This is a genomic window from Streptomyces sp. GL_141 (assembly GCF_057834385.1).
In genome coordinates this window covers 3092007-3110778 of sequence record NZ_CM174402.1, presented here as the reverse complement: position 1 = coordinate 3110778, position 18772 = coordinate 3092007, and the positions used below count along the sequence as shown (strand labels likewise).

The 18772-nt window shown below is 69.4% G+C and carries 9 protein-coding genes; 6 read left to right on the top strand and 3 right to left on the bottom strand.

Annotated features, from left to right (window positions below; translation table 11 throughout):
- The first annotated feature begins 168 nt into the window (after nucleotides 1-168).
- Genes AC3IX6_RS13170 through drmB form a run of 4 tightly spaced genes read left to right on the top strand, consistent with a single transcriptional unit; the run spans nucleotide 169 to nucleotide 11889 of the window.
- Nucleotides 169-4902, top strand: a complete 4734-nt coding sequence (locus AC3IX6_RS13170; protein WP_489370306.1) for a DEAD/DEAH box helicase — start codon at nucleotides 169-171, stop codon at nucleotides 4900-4902.
- Nucleotides 4899-6818 carry a UvrD-helicase domain-containing protein gene (locus AC3IX6_RS13165; protein WP_489370305.1) on the top strand — a complete coding sequence of 640 codons (1920 nt, stop codon included), beginning with the start codon at nucleotides 4899-4901 and terminating at the stop codon, nucleotides 6816-6818. The genes AC3IX6_RS13170 and AC3IX6_RS13165 overlap by 4 nt, the downstream gene beginning before the upstream one ends.
- Complete coding sequence (locus AC3IX6_RS13160) at nucleotides 6815-10045, top strand: helicase-related protein (RefSeq protein ID WP_489370304.1); 3231 nt, start codon at nucleotides 6815-6817, stop codon at nucleotides 10043-10045. The genes AC3IX6_RS13165 and AC3IX6_RS13160 overlap by 4 nt, the downstream gene beginning before the upstream one ends.
- Nucleotides 10042-11889 (top strand): DrmB family protein, encoded by a 1848-nt coding sequence (drmB, locus tag AC3IX6_RS13155; RefSeq protein ID WP_489370303.1) that lies wholly within the window; start codon nucleotides 10042-10044, stop codon nucleotides 11887-11889. The genes AC3IX6_RS13160 and drmB overlap by 4 nt, the downstream gene beginning before the upstream one ends.
- Nucleotides 11890-11961: 72 nt before the next feature.
- Here the strand turns inward: drmB and AC3IX6_RS13150 are convergent, their stop codons facing one another.
- The 3 genes from AC3IX6_RS13150 to AC3IX6_RS13140 all read right to left on the bottom strand — a co-directional run bounded on the left by AC3IX6_RS13150 (nucleotide 11962) and on the right by AC3IX6_RS13140 (nucleotide 14627).
- On the bottom strand, nucleotides 11962-13017 hold the full coding sequence (locus tag AC3IX6_RS13150) for a DNA cytosine methyltransferase (RefSeq protein ID WP_489370302.1): 1056 nt from the start codon (nucleotides 13015-13017) through the stop codon (nucleotides 11962-11964).
- Nucleotides 13018-13155: 138 nt separating this feature from the next.
- Entirely contained in the window at nucleotides 13156-14148 is a 993-nt protein-coding gene (locus AC3IX6_RS13145) for a DNA cytosine methyltransferase (RefSeq protein WP_489370301.1), read from the bottom strand.
- 101 nt (nucleotides 14149-14249) lie between these two features.
- Nucleotides 14250-14627 carry a very short patch repair endonuclease gene (locus tag AC3IX6_RS13140; protein WP_489371433.1) on the bottom strand — a complete coding sequence of 126 codons (378 nt, stop codon included), beginning with the start codon at nucleotides 14625-14627 and terminating at the stop codon, nucleotides 14250-14252.
- 414 nt (nucleotides 14628-15041) lie between these two features.
- On the opposite strand from AC3IX6_RS13140, the gene AC3IX6_RS13135 reads away from it, so the two are divergent.
- Complete coding sequence (locus tag AC3IX6_RS13135; RefSeq protein ID WP_489370300.1) at nucleotides 15042-17093, top strand: thioredoxin domain-containing protein; 2052 nt, start codon at nucleotides 15042-15044, stop codon at nucleotides 17091-17093.
- Between the two features lie 289 nt (nucleotides 17094-17382).
- Complete coding sequence (locus AC3IX6_RS13130) at nucleotides 17383-18705, top strand: glycosyltransferase (RefSeq protein ID WP_489370299.1); 1323 nt, start codon at nucleotides 17383-17385, stop codon at nucleotides 18703-18705.
- The last annotated feature ends 67 nt before the right edge of the window (nucleotides 18706-18772 follow it).

Here is an 18772-nt window from a genome sequence, read left to right as displayed (position 1 = left end):
GTCGGCACGGATGCCTTCGAGGGATCGACGCGCTCCGTATCTCCGGTAGATGCAAATCTTTTCCGTTTCCGTCGGTCTTCATCTTGATACTTGGTCCGGGGCCGTCCCCGGGCAGGAAGCAGCTGGGTCGTGAGCGATCAGACGTTGTCGCAGGGTTCGGATGGCTTGGTGATCCAAAAGGTGCTGGAACAGTCGTCCCGCACCCTGGAGACCTATCGCATCGACCGCGGCCTGGTGCAGGAGCACGCCAATGGCGAGCTGCGGATCACGCAGGGTGGATACGGCGAGCGTCAGTTGTTCGAGCTCGTACAGAACGCCGCCGACGAGATCGGCAACGAACCGGGCGGTCGCCTGGCCGTGGTGCTGACCGACGACACGCTCTACTGTGCCAACCAGGGCACCCCGGTCACGGCGCAGGGCGCCGACACGATTCTGCGCATGAGTGTCTCCCGCAAGCGCGGCGGCCAGATCGGCCGCTTCGGTGTCGGCGTGAAGTCCGTACTGTCGGTGACCGATGCGCCCCAGTTCTTCAGCACCAGCGGATCCTTCGGCTTCGACCGGACATGGTCCGCCGACCGAATCGCCGAGGCCCTGGGACTCCAGCAGCCCCTCGACATGGACACCCCGGTGCTCCGGATGGCCCGCCCTCTCGACCGGGACGAGGAGCGCGACAAGGACAACGTCCTGCGGGAGCTCCTGGCCTGGGCGACCACCGTGGTCAAGCTCCCCCTGCTGCCGGGGGCGGCCGAGCGCCTGGGGCACGACATGAGTGGCTTCAAACACCGCGACGGTCGCGAGACCGACGCCTTCCCCTCCGGTTTCCAGATCTTCTCCTCCCATGTCGGCGAGGTGCTGCTGGAGGACCGTCGTCGGCTTCCCATTCAGCGCCGCAAGCTGACGGTGCAGGTCCTGGGTGATCGGCGAATCATCCGCGAGGTCGGCACAGGGATCAAGGAAGTGGTGAGCGAGTGGAGCGTCTTCACGGACGCCCACGAGCCCACCGCGGAGGCCCGTGGCGGTGCGGGTGAGCTGCACGACCGCAGTGTCATCGATGTCTCGTGGGCGGTTCCCGCGTACGTCGAGAAGGACGGCCTGCTTACGGTGCCCGTGGGGCGCGGCCAGTTCTGGTCCTACTTCCCCACCAAGTACCCGGTCTCCGTGACGGGGTACCTGAATGCGGCGTGGAAGACCAACGAGGACAGGCAGAACCTCCTCGACGGCAGCGCGTTCAACCGTGAGCTGCTCCAGGTCGCTGCCCGTCTGGTGGTCACCTCCTTGCCCCGACTGTCCCGCAAGGAGGACCCCGCCGCCTTCCTGCCGCTTCTGCCCGGCCGCACCAAGGAGGCCGTGAACTGGGCGGAGGAGTACTTCATCCGCCACGTCTGGGACACCGCCGCGCAGTTGCCGTCCCTGCCTGACCAGGACGGTGTGCTCCGCCTCCCCCGTGACCTGCACATACACCCCGAGAAGCTGCAGCCGGAATGGCTGCGCATCTGGGCCGAGTACCCCGGACGCCCGCGCGACTGGGTGCACCCCTCGGTCGACGCCAACTCGTTGCGCCACGGCAAGATGGAGCACATCCTGCTGGCCGCCAGGAAGTCGACGGAAGGCGTCCGCACCTGGCTGGAGGCGCTGGTCTCGGACGGCACCGCCGAGTCGTCCTGTCACGCGATCCGCATCCTCGCAGCCATGGTGGAGCACAACGGGGACAAGGAGACGCTGGAGGCCGCGCGCAGCGCCCGCATCGTGCTGACCGACGCCCACGGGATGGTGGCGCCGGTCGTGGGCAAGGTCTTCCACCGCACCGGTGCCGACGAACTGCGCGACGACATGGTCTACGTGCACACGGCCATCTCCGAGCGAATGGAGATGCAGCGCCACCTGCACACCATCGGCATCCGTATCGCCGATGCCCACGGCCGCTTCCAGGGCGTGCTCGATCAGGGATTTGACGGTTACACCCCGGAACTGTGGACCCAGTTCTGGATGCTGCTGCGCAGCGCGGGCGGCAACACCCAGGTGGACCGGATCCGCGGCCGCTACCCGGATGCCCGTGCCGCGCTCCATGTCCGCACGGTCGACGGACGCTTCCGGCCCGTGGCGGCCTGCCTGCTGCCCGGTGCCGTGGTGCCCGGGGACGGCAGCAGGGACGCCTCGATCGCCGTGGACACGGGTTTCCACGGCGCGGACGCCGCGATCTTCCGTGACCTCGGCCTGCACGACCGGCCCGCCGCCGCCCAGGACCCGAAGCGGCAGTCCTGGTTCGAGGAGTACCGGCAGGCGGTGCACGACCAGTACCTGCGCCGGCTCGCTGCGGACGCCCCGCGCACCAACATCAACCGGCTCGTCCTGGAGGGAGCGGCGCCGGCGGGCCCCTTGGACCTGCTGCCTCGCCTCTCCGAGGAGGGCCGCGCCGCGTTCGTCGCCGCGATCCCGGACGTCGGCGTCGTCGCGAGCTGGACCCGTGCCTACGGCGCCTCGACCAACGGCCGTACCGAAGTGCTTTCCCCGCTGCGCTGGATGCTCAACAGGCACGGCCTGGTGCACACTTCGTTGGGCCTGACCGCGGTGCGCGAGGCCGTCGGCCCGCAACTCAAGGCATACGCGCAGGTACTGCCCGTCGTGACCGACATCTCCGAGTCGAAGGCTCGCAGGTTGCGCATGCCGGCCACACCGGAAGAGGTGCCGGCGAACCGTTGGCGCGCTCTGCTGGACCGGGTGCTGGTCAGCGAGGACGACGCCTTCATCGGCCGCGTCTACGCCCTCATGCTGCGCGTCGGCATGGACTTTCCCGATGGCATCCTGACCCGCTGCCGCGTGGGTGGGGCCTGGGACGTGCGCCCCGACGCGGAGATCGTGGTGGCGACGTCCGCAGCGGACTTCGGCGAACTCGTTCGCGAGCAGCTCCCCGCGCTCCTGGTCGCGGACAAGGCCGACGCCGCAACCGCGGCCCAGATGGTCGAGCAATGGGGGATGCTCAAGGTCGAGGACGTCATCAGCAAGCAGGTCCGCAAGGCCGGGACGACCCGACCGATGCTGCTCGTCGACGAGTTCCCGCCGCTGCGTCAGCGACTCGGCAAGTCGGTGGACAATCGGAAGGTCCAGCGCTGCGGTGAGCTGGAGCAGGAGATCCGTACGCCGCGTGGTGTGGAGCTGAAGCCGCTGTCCTCGGCCCGCAGCGGGTCGACCCTGCTGGTGCTCGACACACTCGCACCTGTCGACGTCCTGGAAGCCGCCGACAGGGAGTTCGGCTGGCAGCTCGGCCCCCAGGGCTGCAAGAGCGTGCTGGACCTCCAGACGCGTCAGGATCAGGACAGGGAGACCCGCGCTCGACTGCGGCAGATCGCCGAGGCCGAGAGCGTCATCGACAAGATCGCCCTGTTGATCGGCGACGAGGAACTGCGTACCGAGCTGCCTCCGGGCCTCCTGGACAGCGAGGTCGCCGAGCGTGACGGTGAGCAGCCGGACGCCCGGCGGGTCGCCGAGCTGGCCTTCAACTCCCACGGTGAGGAGATTCTGCGCATCCACGGCCGGGACCTGGCTCTCGCGTTCCCCGGCAACGCGCCGAGCAGCTTCACCGGGGACGCCAAGGCGCTGAAGTTCGTCACCGACCTCGGGCTCCCCGACTCGTTCGCCGGCTCACGCGTGCCGCCGCTGGAGGCGCGCATCCAGGTGGAGGGCCCGTCCGAGTTTCCCGCTCTGCACGAGTACCAGGAACAGCTGGCGCAGTCACTCCAGCGGCTGCTGGACAACCCGGTGCCGCAGCGCGGGATGCTGTCCATCCCGACCGGTGCCGGCAAGACGCGTGTCACCTCCGAGGCCGTGATCCGGTGGATCCGGAACCGTGGCGAGCTCCCTGGGCCGGTGCTGTGGATCGCGGAGAGCGAGGAGCTGTGCGAGCAGGCGGTGCAGAGCTGGCGGTTCGTCTGGTCCAAGGTGGGCGCGGAGATGCCGCTGGTCATCAGCCGCCTCTGGTCCTCCAACGAGGCAGCGCTGGTGACGGGTGAGCCGCACCTGGTCGTCGCCACCGACGCCAAACTGCAGAGTGTGCTCGGCCACGAGGACTACGCCTGGCTGCGGGACGCCGCTCTGGTCATCGTCGACGAGGCGCACCGGGCGACCTCTCCCCGCTACGGCGAGATCTTCGAGCACCTCGGCGTCAACCCGCCCATGTTGCGCCGCCACCTGGTCGGACTGACAGCCACCCCCTACCGCAACAACGAGGACCTGACCCTGCGCCTGGTGCGTCGCTTCGGCACCCGCCTGGACCTCGATGTCTTCGGCGGCGACCAGAAGGAGGCCATCCGGCAGCTCCAGGACCTCGGCGTGCTGGCCCGCGTCAGGCACCGCGAACTCCTCGGGGCCGAGATCCGGCTCAGTTCCGACGAGGTCTCCAGCTCGGAGAAGTTCGGCGTGCTGCCCAAGCGCGCCGAACAGCGCCTCGCCGAGGACCAGGACCGCAACCAGCGCATCATCGAGGAGATCGAAAACCTGCCCGCCGAGTGGCCGATCCTCGTCTTCGCCACATCGGTCGCCCACGCCAAGTTCCTGGCCGCCAAGCTGAACGACCGGCAGATCCGCGCCGCGGCCATCGACTCGGCCACGCCGGTGTCCGAGCGCCGCAAGCGCATCGAGGACTTCCGCAAGGGCCGCATCCAGGTGCTCACCAACTACGGAGTCCTCGCCCAGGGCTTCGATGCCCCCGCCACCCGTGCGGTTGTCGTCACCCGTCCCACTTACAGTCCGAACGTCTATCAGCAGATGATCGGCCGCGGTCTGCGCGGACCGAAGAACAACGGCACACCAACCTGCCTGATCCTCAACGTGCGCGACAACGTGGTCAACTACCAGGGCGAGCTGGCCTTCAGCAAGTTCGACCACTTGTGGAACGGGGACAAGTGAGCGCGCCCCAGCACGCGATCACTGCGGCGCAGCAGTCCGTCGTCGACCAGCCCTGGGATGCCCGCACTCTGGTCACGGCGGGCGCCGGCGCCGGTAAGACGCACACCCTGGTCCGCCGCCTGGAAGCGCTGGTCGAACGGGAGGAGCTGGAGGCGCACGAGATCCTCGTCCTCAGTTTCTCCCGGGCCGCGGTGCGCGAGCTGCGCGAGCGGATCGAGAGCCACGCCGACTCCGCCCGTCGGGTGCGCGCCCAGACCTTCGACTCCTGGGCGGGCGCCCTGCTGCGACGGGCGTATCCGGACCGGGACTGGTCGGGAACCACCTTCGACCAGCGCATCGAGGCTGCCACCGAGGCCATCGACAAGGGCGCGGTCGAGGCGGCCGAGCTCGGCGCCCCCGCGCATGTGCTGATCGACGAGGTCCAGGATCTTGTCGGGGTGCGGCGCGAGATGGTCGAGGTGCTCCTCGACCGGTTCCAGACGCAGAGCGGCTTCACTCTGGTCGGGGACGGCGCCCAGGCCGTCTACGGCTTCCAGGTCACGGACCCCGACCGGCGGGCGCAGGAGACGAACTACTTCTTCGACTGGATCCGTGGCTCGTTCGCCGAGGACCTGGTCGAGATCCACCTCGGCGACAACTTTCGAGCCCGCACCGAGCAGGCCCGGGTCGCCCTCCCTTACGGCCCGCGGCTCCAGCGGCTGGCCGCCGAGCGGGAGCCGGCCGAGGCGCAGGCCGAGCAGATCCACCGCGAGCTGCGACTCCTGCTGGACGAGGCTCCCTACTTCGGCACACTGGACGACTCCTTCGTCGTGGACTCGCTCCGGTACTTCGACGGACCGACCGCGATCCTGTGCCGGGACAACGGTCAGGCGCTCTCCATCAGCCAGAACCTGTACGAGGCCGGTGTGGACCACCGGCTCCAGCGATCCGTCCGGGACCGTCCCGCTCCCGCCTGGATCGCCGGTCTGCTCGCCGCCACCGACGCGGCCGACCTCTCCGAGTCGCGCTTCGCCGAACTGGTCGCCGGACTAGACCCCCGGCCGGACCTGGATCCGGCGGTGTTGGCGCGAGCTGTACGCCGGGTCACCGGCAACCGGCGTGGCCGCGTCGAGCTCGCGGCGCTGCGCCTGGCGGTGGCGGAGGGGCGGCTTCCCGACGAGCTCACGGCGGCCGAACCGGCGTCGCTGGTTGTCTCGACGGTGCACCGCGCCAAAGGCCTGGAGTTCGATCGTGTTCTGGTGGTCGAGCCGGTGGAGCTGAGACGTCCGAAGGACGTGGCGAAGAAGAAGATCGACTACGACCCGGCCGCAGAGGCCCGCCTCCTCTACGTCGCCATGACCCGACCGCGCGACGACCTTTACCGACTCGACCGTCCCAACACCTGGCTGGTCCGCAAGGACAGGCGTCTGGACCGTTGGTACATCGGAGGCAGCCGATCGTGGGCTCGCAACGGCATCGAGGCACTCGTACTCGACGTCTGCCATGCGCACCCCCCCGGCGTGCGCAACGTCGCCGCCGACCCCGTCGAGGTTCAGCGACGACTCGCCCACGAGGTTCACGCCGGCGATGCCGTCGAGCTGTCCCTGCTCCACCGCCTGCCCGAGGGGGAGGACCAGACGCCGCCGTACGCGGTCCTCCACGACGGTCGCCCCGTCGGCGAGGTGTCGGAGGCGTTCCGCCGTGCCCTGCACCTCATGCTCGGTCGTGGCGGCGGCTGGTCCGAGTACAACCTCCCCGGCCGGATCACCGGCCTCCGCATCGATTGCGTCGAAACCGTCGCGGGCAGCGACATCGCGACCGAGCGTGCCGGTATCGGCAGCTCGGGGGCCTGGCTCGCCCCCCGCCTCAGCGGCCTCGGCCGCTTCGACTGGACCGACCCGTCCGACGACTCGAACACGGAGCGACTTCCCTCATGAGCCCCTCCCTCCACGACTACTACGCCCTGCGCGACCGGCTCGGTGCCGCCCTCCGTCTGGACCTCCTCGGTCCGATCGGTGGCGAGGAGGAGATCCTCAAGGACGACGCGCCGGTGACCGTGTATCCGATCGGCGTCCTGTTCCCCCAGGAGACGCCCGAGGCCGTCCGCGGCAACCGGGACGGCGACGAGTCCGAAGGAGACGACTCTCCCGCGCTCGTCCGGGGCGGCGACGGCGAGGAGGACGCCGTCGAGCGTGGTGTCTCGCTCGCCAACATGCGACGGCCCTCCTCCATGGGGCTCACCTTCGCCGTGGATCCCGCGGTGGCGGAGCGGATCGTGCTGCACACCACTGCCGCCGTCTACCGCCCCGAGGACGCCGAGGGCAACCCCGTCGAGGCCGCGCGCATCGAGGCCCGGAGCACCCGGGAACAGCGGGAGCGCTGGCGCAGGGTCCCGCTGGAACTGATTGACGTCGAGGTGGACGTGACGAAGCCGACGACGGTCGGGCAGCTCATTGCGGAGGGGCTGGAACTCCGGGTTCTGGTACGCCCCAAGGGCAAGCACGGCACCGTCACCGTCACCGCCACGTTGATCAACATCCGCACGGTCGGTTCCCGGGAGCTGAAGGATGCCGCCTGTTACTACCAGCCCACCCTCCGGGTCCGGGCACTCACGCCCGGCGCCGAGCCCTTCGTCGAGCGCCGTACCTCGTCCGGCAGTCATGACCGGGAGTTGATGCTCAGCCGGTTGCTCCACCGGCACGCGCCCGGTTTCGCCACCGGCCACGGTTGCGCGGCCGTCTGGGACTGGACCCCTCCACCGGTCGGTGCCCCGATCGCAGGGCGCGCCGCCGTCGTTGAGGTCCGGACCGAGTTCGTGCCCTCCCACGAGGTGCTGCTGACGGACTCGAACCAAGCCATCGCCGTCGATGCGCTGTCCATGCGGGGTCTCGGCACCGCCGACCCGGAGGCGGTGGTGGACGCGCTCGGCGCACTCCTCGACGGCTACCGGACGTGGATCGACGAACGCAAGGCTGAGGCGGAGGCCCTGGCCGGCACCGAGTACGAGCCCGCCGCGCAGGAGCGGATCGAGGCGTGCGAGATGGCGCTCACCCGCATGAGCGCGGGCGTTGCGCTGCTCTCCGATCCCGCGCATGCCCAGGCGATGAGGGCGTTCCAGCTCGCCAACCGGGCCATGGTCGAGCAGCGCGCCCGCACGTCCTGGGTCAAGGCGGGCAAGCCCGCCGGTGGACCGGACGAGAGCAAGGAGTACTGGCGTCCCTTCCAGATCTGCTTCCTGCTGCTCTGTCTCCAGGGCATCGTCGAGGACGAGCACCCCGATCGTGGGATCGCCGACCTGCTCTGGTTTCCCACAGGTGGTGGCAAGACCGAGGCGTACCTCGGCCTGATCGCCTTCACCACCTTCCTGCGCCGTCTCAAGGACCCCGCGCACGGCGGTGGCGTCACGGTACTGATGCGGTACACCCTGCGATTGCTGACGCTCCAACAGTTCGAGCGTGCCACCGCGCTGATCTGCGCGATGGAGCTGACCCGCTCCCGCCACGAGGACGAGTTGGGACAGGAGGGCATCTCCATCGGCATGTGGGTGGGGAAGTCCGCGACCCCGAACGACCTGGTGACGGCCGGCGCGAAGTTGGATGCCCTGCGTGCCGGCGGCCGCTCGCTCGACAAGGAGAACCCGGTGCAGCTCCAGGCATGTCCCTGGTGCGGCAGCCGGCTCGACGCGTCCAACTACGAGGCCGCACCGGAATTCGCACGTATGTACGTCCACTGTCCCGACGTGGAGTGCGCGTTCCATCGCGGCGAGGGACTGCCCGTGCACCTGGTCGACGACTCCGTCTACGCCGCGCACCCGACGCTGATCATCGCGACCGTCGACAAGTTCGCGTCCATGCCGTGGCGGGAGCGGACGGCCGCGCTGTTCAACCGCGATCTGGAGGAGACCAGGCCGCCGGAGCTGATCGTCCAGGACGAGCTGCACCTCATCTCCGGCCCGCTCGGGACGCTCACCGGACTCTACGAGACCGCGGTGGACATCCTGGCGGACCGACCCAAGGTGATTGCGTCCACAGCGACCATCCGGCGCGCCGATGAACAGGGCCTGCACCTCTTCAACCGCGAGGTCTGCCAGTTTCCGCCCGCAGGACTCGACTCCCGCGACTCCTGGTTCGCAGTCGAGGCATCCCGTGAGGACAAGGCCACTCGCAGGTACGTCGGCCTGCTCACCTCCAGCACCAGCCAGTCCACCCTGCTGATCCGTAGCTATGCCGCTCTGCTGCACCAGATTCAGATCGGCGACGCCGACGACGAGGTCAAGGACGCCTACTGGACTCTCGTCGGTTACTTCAACAGCCTGCGACTGTTGTCCGCCGCCGAACTCCAGGTCCTCGACGACGTGCAGGACCGGATGGAGCAACTCGCCGCCCGCGACGGCATCGAGAAGCCCCGCCACCCCGAGGCGGTGACGGAGCTGAGCAGCCGAGCCAGCGCGAGCGACATCCCCAAGCGCCTCAAGGACATTGAGCGCAGGTTCCCGTCCCCGGACACCATCGACGTCCTGCTGGCCACGAACATGATCTCCGTCGGTGTCGACATCGACCGCCTCGGCCTGATGGCGGTCATGGGCCAGCCACAGACCACCGCGGAGTACATCCAGGCGACCAGCCGGGTCGGCCGACGCCATCCGGGGCTGGTTGCCGTCATGCTCAACTCGACCCGATCCAGGGATCGTTCACACTACGAGAGCTTCCAGCACTTCCACTCCGCCCTCTACCGCGAGGTCGAGTCCACCAGCGTCACGCCCTTCTCGGCGCGTGCCCGCGACCGCGGCCTGCACGCCGTGATCGTGGCCCTGGCGCGACTGATGCTCCCGGGCGCGCGCGCCAACGCGGCGGCGGCCCGGATCGAGGACTTCGTCGACGAGATAAACGGCGCCGTTCGGGACGCGCTGCTGGAGCGGGTCGCGAGAGTTGCGCCCGGCGAACACGATGCCACCGCGGCCGCCTTCGACGAGTTCGTCGACTGGTGGAGCGATACTGCGGCCGACGATCCGAACCTTTGCTACGAGGCCCACGCCAAGAGCGGCAGGACCGCTCTCCTCAGCGCCTTCGACAACGACCTCCCGGAGGGTCGCACGGGCTGGCCCACGCTGTGGAGCCTGCGCGACGTGGACGCCTCCTCGACCTTCTTTCTGGAGAAGCGATGACCCCGCCGCCCCCGCGCAAGCGAGGAACCGTCCGACCCGGCGCGCCGATCACGCCCCTGCGCAAGCTCGGCGAGATCCGCCGCGCCCAGGCCATCACCACCTACGGCGTCGGCTCCATGATCGCGGTCGACAACGAGTCCTTCGTCATCGCCGGACTCGACACCTGGGACGTCAGCCGGACCCGGACCCTCTGGGAGCCCCGCCTCACCAGGGTGACGGGTGCCCAGGAGTTCAAACTGCCGCCCGCCGTCGACCCGGAGGATGCCCGTGACGGGGTGCGGGCCGCCCGTTTCCCGCAGTTGTACTCGTGCCCGGAGTGCCGTGAGCTGCAGTACTACTCGAAGTTCAACCCGCCGAAGGACAAAGCGGTCTGCGGCGCCTGTGAGCGGGACCTGGTCCCGTCCCGCTTCGTCACGGCGTGCGTCAACGGTCATCTCGACGACTTCCCGTACTGGAAGTGGGTCCACCGTTCCTCCTCCTACGAGTCGGGCGAGGCCGGCTCGGTCGGCCGATGCGGTGGCAAGTTGCGACTGCGTGCCGAAGGCTCCACGGCCTCCCTCCGCGGGGTCGTCATCGGCTGCACCTGCGGTGCCAAGGAGGTGTCCATGGAGGGAGCCTTCCGCAGCCAGGCCTTGCGCGATCTCGGCATCCGTTGCACCGGACGTCGTCCCTGGCTCAAGGACGCCCCCGTCCAGCCTTGCGGCGAGCCGCCGCGCACCCTTCAGCGTGGTTCCTCCACCGTCTGGTATCCGGTTGTCCATTCCGCCCTGTCCATCCCGCCATGGAGCGACGGTGTACTCAAGGCCCTCGCCCCTCACTGGAGCAACATCCAGGACGGGGCCGAGGCCGACATCCGCACCTACCTGAGGATGGTGAAGTTCGAGGACAGGACCCGGGGGCTGACCGTCGACGACGCGGTCGCCGCCGTGCTGCGGGTTCGCGAGGCCGAGGCGGAGCGGCCGGCCGAGGAGCAGGCCACGTCGTCGCCGCGCGACCTTCTCTACCAGGAGGAGTACCGGACCCTTCAGCGTGAGCGTCCGGAAGGTGGGCGTGACGAGCTGCAGGACTTTGTTTGCGAGCGACCCACCGATGATCGGACGCCGGACGGCATCGGACAGATCATGCTCGTCAAGCGGATCCGGGAGATCCGCGCGTTGCACTCCTTCACCCGGGTCGAGGAGCCGGCCGTCGGCGACACCGCGACCAGCCCCCGCCGGGCCGCGCTCGCCCTCCAGAAGCCGGACTGGCTGCCCGCCATCGAGGTCAGCGGGGAGGGCGTCTTCGTCCGCCTCGACCTGGAACGTCTCGCCACCTGGGAGCAGCGGCCCCAACCGCAGGAGCGGGCTGCGTTTGTTCGACGCAACCACGAGGCGCTGCTCCGGGAGCGCTTCACCAACTCCGACCGGCCCGTCCCGTCGTCCCCGATCGCCCCCCGCTACCTGGCGGTGCACACGCTCGCGCACCTGCTCATCAACGAGTGGAGCCTCGACGGCGGTTACCCGGCGGCGTCCCTGCGCGAGCGCCTGTACATCGGTGACGACATGGCCGGCTTCCTGATCTACACGGCGACCAGCGACTCTGCGGGAAGCCTCGGCGGCATCGTCGCCCAGGGCGAACCCGATCGCCTCGCCGCCTCGCTGGAGTCCGCGCTGCTCCGCGCCTCTTGGTGCTCCAACGACCCCCTCTGCTCCGAGGCATCGGCGAGCGGCGCCCACAGCGTCAACCTCGCAGCCTGCCACGCCTGCGTCCTGCTCCCCGAGACCAGTTGCGAGACGAACAATGCCTTCCTCGATCGGGTCGCCCTCGTAGGGACGCCGGACGGGGCGGTGCCCGGCCTGTTCTGACCTGCCGAGAGGGCCTTTCGGGCAGGGTCGGCAACTCCGGCCCTGCCCGAATCGGCCTGACGGTCGACGGGTTCAGTAGGCGTAGTGCTTGCGGATCGCCGCGTCGAGATCTTCCTGCGGGAGGTCCAGGGCCGCGGCGAGGATGTGCATGCCGAGCCGGGGTGGCACGGCGTTCCCGATCTGCTGGGAGATGTCTGTGCCCGCCCATGTCCAGTCCGGCTCGGCGGGGAACGTCTGCAGCTGTCCCATCTCGGACCAGGTGAACCGGTCGGTGGCAACGCCCTCGGGCGCCTCGACCCGGTTTCGCGACACCTTGCCGGTGACGGTAGCCGAGGGCTCGTGGGAGTACCGACGTCCGCGGGCCTTGGGGTCGCCGCCGGTTCCGTAGTTGGAGATCACGACGAAGGGGGCCGGTCGGTCCGGGAGCGCCGTGGCCATCGGCACGGGGTCCGTCGGGCCGTGCAGGCGCGCGGCCCGGACCTTCTTCAGCGGGTTGAACGGGTCGTGCGTGGGCTGCGGCATGACGGGAAGGCGATCCGAGCCGCGTCGCCGGGCGATGAAGATCGCTCGACGGCGGGTCTGCGGCACACCGTACTCCTCGGTGCGCAGCACCTTGGGAACAGCGACCGAGTAGCCCTCCTTGTCGAGAAGCTCGGCGTACTTCTCCCACACCGGACGGACCGCAGGGACTTGCTCAAGGACGATCACCTCGAAAGGGCGTTTGGCGTCCAGGGCCTGCAACGCCCACCGCAGCGGTTCGAGCACCAGGCCGGTGCGTTCGTCCTCCAGCTTGGAGAGGTCGGCGCGGATCGACTCCAGAGGTTCGCGGGCCACGAAGCGGTCGGCGAATCGGAGTACCTGGTCCAGGGCCTTTCGCCCGCTGCCGTTTCCGGCCACGGTGAACGTCTGGCACGGGGGACCACCCGCCAAAACGTTGGCATCCTCGAACTGCTCGGGCCCGAACTTGCGGACATCGCCCGGCTCCGTGACCAAGCCGTTCGCTGTACGGGTCGCGCAGGCGCCGCTGTCCCACTCGATGCCCACGGCGGGAATGCCCAGCTGGCGCGCCGCAAGATCCAGTCCGCCGGGGCCGGCGAACAGGTCGACAATCTTGAACGGCGAGGGCATGCGGATTCCTTGCTGAGCGGAGGCTGGAGCGTGGCACGGGCTGACTTTCCGGCCTCTGGAGCGCAGGGCCGTGACGGACCATGCTAGCCGGCGCTGTCGGTCGTCCGGACCGACAGTGCCTGCACGGGCGACATCGGATCAGCTGATGGTCGAAGGTGTTGTGCCGCACAGTGCGGTTGCGATCGATCGCCCCACGGCTTCTGCCACCGGCGGGGGCAGCGCGTTTCCGATCTGGCGGTAGGCGCGTGTCTTGCGTCCGTGGATCTGCCAGTTCTCCGGGATCGCCTGCAAGATCGCTGCCTGCCGCACGCTCAGCCTGGGCCTGCCGTCGACGGGGAAGTCGGCCGAGGGGCAGGCGTCGCTCAGGCTGGCCCCCTCGACGCCGATTGCCGCCCATGCCTTCTTACTGCCGGTCGGCCCGAGATCCCCGCCACCGCGCTTGTCCGACCCGCCGACGAGGGCGGGAGCGGGTCGGTCCGCCGCTGCGGCCCACTGCTCCGCGCCGGGCCACCCGTCGGCAGCCATCGAAGGCCCCAGCACCTGGCCCACCGTAGGTGTAGGAGCGGTGCTCGGCTCGGGCCAGACGAATCCGTGCCCGTAGTCCGCCGCGAGGGCCACCAGGAAGCCGCTCCGTCGGTGCTGTGGCACGCCGAAGTCCGCAGCGTCCAGCACCTTCCAGAAGGAACTGAATCCGAGGTTCTCCAGCTCCGCCTCCATCCAGGAGCGATCCTCCGCATAGCCGTCGCCTTGAACCAGCCCCTCCAGGTTCTCCAGCATCAGCGCCTTCGGCCGGACCGCCATCAGTACACTGATCGCCGCCCTGACCAGTGTGCGCTCGTGATCGTCTCCGCCACGGCGTGCGACCGCCGCTGCGGCCTTGATGCGGGGCATTCCTCCGCTGATGAGGTCGACGTCCAGAACCTTGCGCAGGTCCGGCTCGTCCTCGTCCAAAGGGTCGAAGCTCATCAGATCTCGACAGCGGACATCCCACCCCGGCCGGTTCAGCCCGATCGTCCGGCATGCGAACTCGTTGTTGTCGATCAACATGACCGGGTCGAACCCGGCGCGCTCCAAGCCGAGTGCCTGCGCGCCTGAGCCGGCGCACAACTCCAGTGACGTGAACCTGGTCATCGCTCCCCCTGTCGTCGGCCTCGGCCGTAGTGGTGCGACGGATGCACCGCGTACTCCGTGAAGCGTAGGTTCTCCCACTGATAGGTGACGGCGGTGGGCGTTCAGGTCGGCTCCCTCCGCACGGTCGCGGTGATGGTCGCAGCGACGTCCGAGGCCGTCTCGTGCTCCCAGAACCGCAGCACGGTCCATCCCTGGGCCATGAGGTGGTGTGTCGTCTCCTCGTCGCGCTCCACGTTTCGGTCGAGCTTGGCCTGCCACCACTCTGCATTCGCCTTCGGCTCGGTCGCGTGCTCCGGGCAGCCGTGCCAGAAGCAGCCATCCATGAACACCACGACCTTCGCCTGCGGGAAGCGGATGTCCACCGTCCGGCGGGACATGCCAGGTACGGGCACGTCGACCCCGTACCGAAGCCCGCTTCGGTGGAGCAACCGGCGAACCGCGAGCTCGGGTGCGGTGTCCTTACGCGCCTGTCGGCGCATGCGACCGGTCACTGACAGCGAGGACGGAGTCAGCCGCATGATGCGATTCTCCCGGATCGATTCCGGAAGGGAGTAAAAGGTCGTGAAACCTCCTTCCGGCTCGCGGGAGAGGTCACTGGCCCCGCTCGACCGTGAACCGCCACGGTCGGTAGAGATCACCGGCTGGCCTGAGACGAGACCGTACCGACATGGCGAGGCCCGCTGGGGCATAAAGGGGGATAGGCGACTTCTCGCTTGGCGTGAGCCGCCCGTAGGTGACCCTTTGCGTGGGCGGACTGCGTGCCACGTGCCGCTCCAGCCAAGATCACGCATCCCGATCCGCCACGTGATGGCGCATGAGTGCAAATCGGCCAGGCGGACGAAGGTACGCGGGTTCCGCACTCCGGGTCGGGGCGCTGTGAGAGGCTGGGGCATATGAACCGGTTGGCTGGCTTGACCTCGCCTTATCTGCTTCAGCATGCCGAGAATCCGGTCGACTGGTGGCCCTGGATCCCGGAGGCTTTTGAGGAAGCGCGGCGGCGCAATGTACCCGTTCTGCTGTCAGTCGGTTACTCCGCGTGTCACTGGTGCCATGTCATGGCGCACGAGTCGTTCGAGGACGAGCTGTCCGCCGCCTATCTCAACGAGCACTTCGTCAACGTCAAGGTCGACCGCGAAGAGCGGCCCGACATCGACGCCGTCTACATGGAGGCCGTGCAGGCCGCCACCGGGCAGGGCGGGTGGCCCATGACCGTGTTCCTGACGGCCGATGCCGAGCCCTTCTACTTCGGGACCTACTTCCCGCCCGAGCCCCGGCACGGGATGCCCTCCTTCATGCAGGTGCTCGAAGGCGTGCGCACCGCGTGGGTCGGGCGGCCCGAGGAGGTGGCGGAGGTCGCGCAGCGGATCGTACGGGACCTCGCGGGGCGGCAGCTCGACTACGGGAAGGCCGGCACCCCCGGGCCCGAGGAGCTCGCGCAGGCGCTGCTCGGGCTGGTGCGGGAGTACGACGCTGCGCGCGGCGGGTTCGGCGGGGCGCCGAAGTTCCCGCCGTCCATGGTGCTGGAGTTCCTGCTGCGCCACCACGCCCGGACCGGGTCCGAGGGGGCGCTGCAGATGGCGGCCGAAACGTGTGAGGCCATGGCGCGGGGCGGGATCTACGACCAGCTCGGGGGTGGGTTCGCGCGGTACTCCGTGGACCGGGAATGGGTCGTTCCGCACTTCGAGAAGATGCTCTACGACAATGCGCTGCTTTGTCGCGTCTACGCCCACCTCTGGCGCGCCACCGGGGACGAGCTCGCGCGGCGGGTCGCGCTGGAGACGGCCGACTTCATGGTGCGTGAACTGCGCACCCGCGAGGGCGGCTTCGCTTCCGCGCTGGATGCCGACAGTGAGGACCCGGAGACCGGCAAGCATGTCGAGGGGGTCTACTACGCCTGGACTCCCGCCCAGTTGCGCGAGGTGCTGGGGGAGGAGGACGGGGACCTGGCCGCCGCCTGCTTCGGGGTGACGGAGGAGGGGACCTTCGAGCACGGGATGTCGGTGCTCCAACTGCCCGTGCAGGGGCCGGACATCGGGGACGAGCGGCTCGCCGGGTTCAAGGAGCGGCTGCTCGCCGCGCGGCAGGAGCGGCCCGCGCCCGGCCGGGACGACAAGATCGTCGCCGCCTGGAACGGGCTGGCCATCGCCGCCCTCGCCGAGTGCGGGGCCTTCTTCGACCGGCCCGATCTGGTCGAGCGGGCCACGGAGGCCGCCGATCTGCTGGTCAGGGTGCACATGGACGGGATGGCCCGGCTCGCGCGGACCAGCAAGGACGGGCGGGTCGGGGCGAACGCCGGGGTGCTGGAGGACTACGGGGACGTCGCCGAGGGGTTCCTGGCGCTGGGGGCCGTCACCGGTGAAGGGGTCTGGCTGGAATTCGCCGGGTTCCTGGTCGACCTGGTCCTGGACCGGTTCACCGCCGAGGACGGCTCGCTGTACGACACCGCGCACGACGCGGAGCGGCTGATCAGGCGGCCGCAGGACCCGACCGACACCGCGGCCCCCTCCGGCTGGACGGCCGCGGCCGGCGCGCTGCTCTCGTACGCCGCGCACACCGGTTCGCAGGCGCACCGTACGGCGGCCGAGCGGGCGCTCGCCGTGGTGCACGCGCTCGGGCCGCGCGCTCCGCGCTTCATCGGGCACGGGCTGGCGGTGGCCGAGGCGCTGGTCGACGGGCCGCGCGAGGTCGCCGTGGTGGGTCATCCGGAGGATCCGGCGCGGGCGGAGCTGCACCGGGTCGCGTTGCTGGGGACGGCTCCCGGGGCGGTCGTGGCGACGGGTCTGCCGGGGGCGGCGGACGGCAGTGGCGGGGAGTTCCCCCTTCTGGCCGAGCGCACGCTCGTGCGCGACCTCCCGACGGCGTATGTCTGTCGACATTTCGTCTGCGCGCGGCCTACGACCGATCCGGTCGAGCTGGCGGAGCAGTTGGGTACGGTTCATCCCTGAAAGTAAGGGAGTAGCGTCAATTCCGTTTGTATCAAGGTCAGTTCGGCAACGTGGTTTTTATCTCGAAAGCGCCTAAGCGTCATGTTCGCTGCCTAGTCTCGTGACTTCGGAGTCACCGATCAGTCACTGTCGGCGCCAGGGTGCGCCGGGCTAGCGCGCACCGGGGGTTGCGCACGCGGGGGGAATGGGGGAGGGCGGGGCGGCGGGCTGGGGAGCCTGCCGTACGCGCCCGTCCCCGGGGGGTTCGGGGATCGCCGCCTGGGGTTGCGGCATGTCTGTGGGGGACGCTTTGTTCATATCCGTGTTCATTTGTGTCGTATCGCTCGCGCTCTTCTGGATGGCGGCGTTCACGCTCTGGTGGCAGATGCACGCGTGGCGGACGCCCGAGACGCTCGCCTCGACCCGTTTCGACCGCCCCGACGGCGGTGGCCGGCTGGCCTTCTCCCTGCTGCTGCCCGCCCGCCACGAGCAGGCGGTCCTGGAGCACACCATCGAGCGGCTCCTGGAATCCAGCCACCGCGACTACGAGATCATCGTGATCGTCGGCCACGACGACCCCGGGACCGCGGAGGTGGCCGAGCGCGCCGCCGCCCGGGCGCCCGGTCTCGTACGCGTCGTCACCGACCACCACGAGGTCAAGAACAAGCCGAAGGCCCTCAACACCGCCCTCCCGCACTGCCGGGGCGACATCGTCGGGGTCTTCGACGCCGAGGACCAGGTCCATCCCGAGCTGCTGTCCCACGTGGACCACGCCTTCCGCGCCACCGGCGCCGACGTGGTCCAGGGCGGGGTCCAGCTCATCAACTTCCACTCCAGCTGGTACAGCCTGCGCAACTGCCTGGAGTACTTCTTCTGGTTCCGCTCCCGGCTGCACCTGCACGCCGAGAAGGGCTTCATCCCGCTCGGCGGCAACACCGTCTTCGTACGCACCGAGGTGCTGCGCGAGGCCGGTGGCTGGGACCCGAACTGCCTTGCCGAAGACTGCGACTTGGGCGTGCGGCTGTCCTCCGTCGGCAAGAAGGTCGTCGTCGCCTACGACTCCGACATGGTCACCCGCGAGGAGACCCCGGGGTCCCTGGTGAGCCTGCTCAAGCAGCGCACCCGCTGGAACCAGGGCTTCCTTCAGGTCTACCGCAAGAAGGACTGGCAGCAGCTGCCCGGCCGCGGCCAGCGCTGGCTGGCCCGGTACACGCTCATGACGCCGTTCATGCAGGCCACCTCCGGGGTCGTCATCCCGGTGAACTTCGCCGTCGCCGTCTTCCTCGACGTGCCCGTGGGCGTCGCGATCGTCACCTTCCTGCCGATGATCACGGCGATGGTGACCTTCGTCTTCGAGGTGGTCGGCCTGCACGACTTCGGCCGGCAGTACGGGCTGCGGGTGCGCTTCACGCACTACGTCAAGCTCGTGGTCGGAGGCCCGTTCTACCAGGTGATGCTGGCCGGCGCCGCGATCCGCGCGGTCTGGCGCGAGCAGCGCGGACGCAACGAGTGGGAGCTCACGAGCCACACCGGGGCCCACCTCGCGACCCCGTCCGGTGAAGTCGGCCAGAGCAGCGACAGCCACAGCCAGAGCAGCCCGAACACCCTCACCCGAGAGGACAGCCCCCGGTGACCGCCACCCTGCCCACGGCCACTGATGCCGCGCCCGGTTCGACAGCCACCGACGTCACCGACCCCGC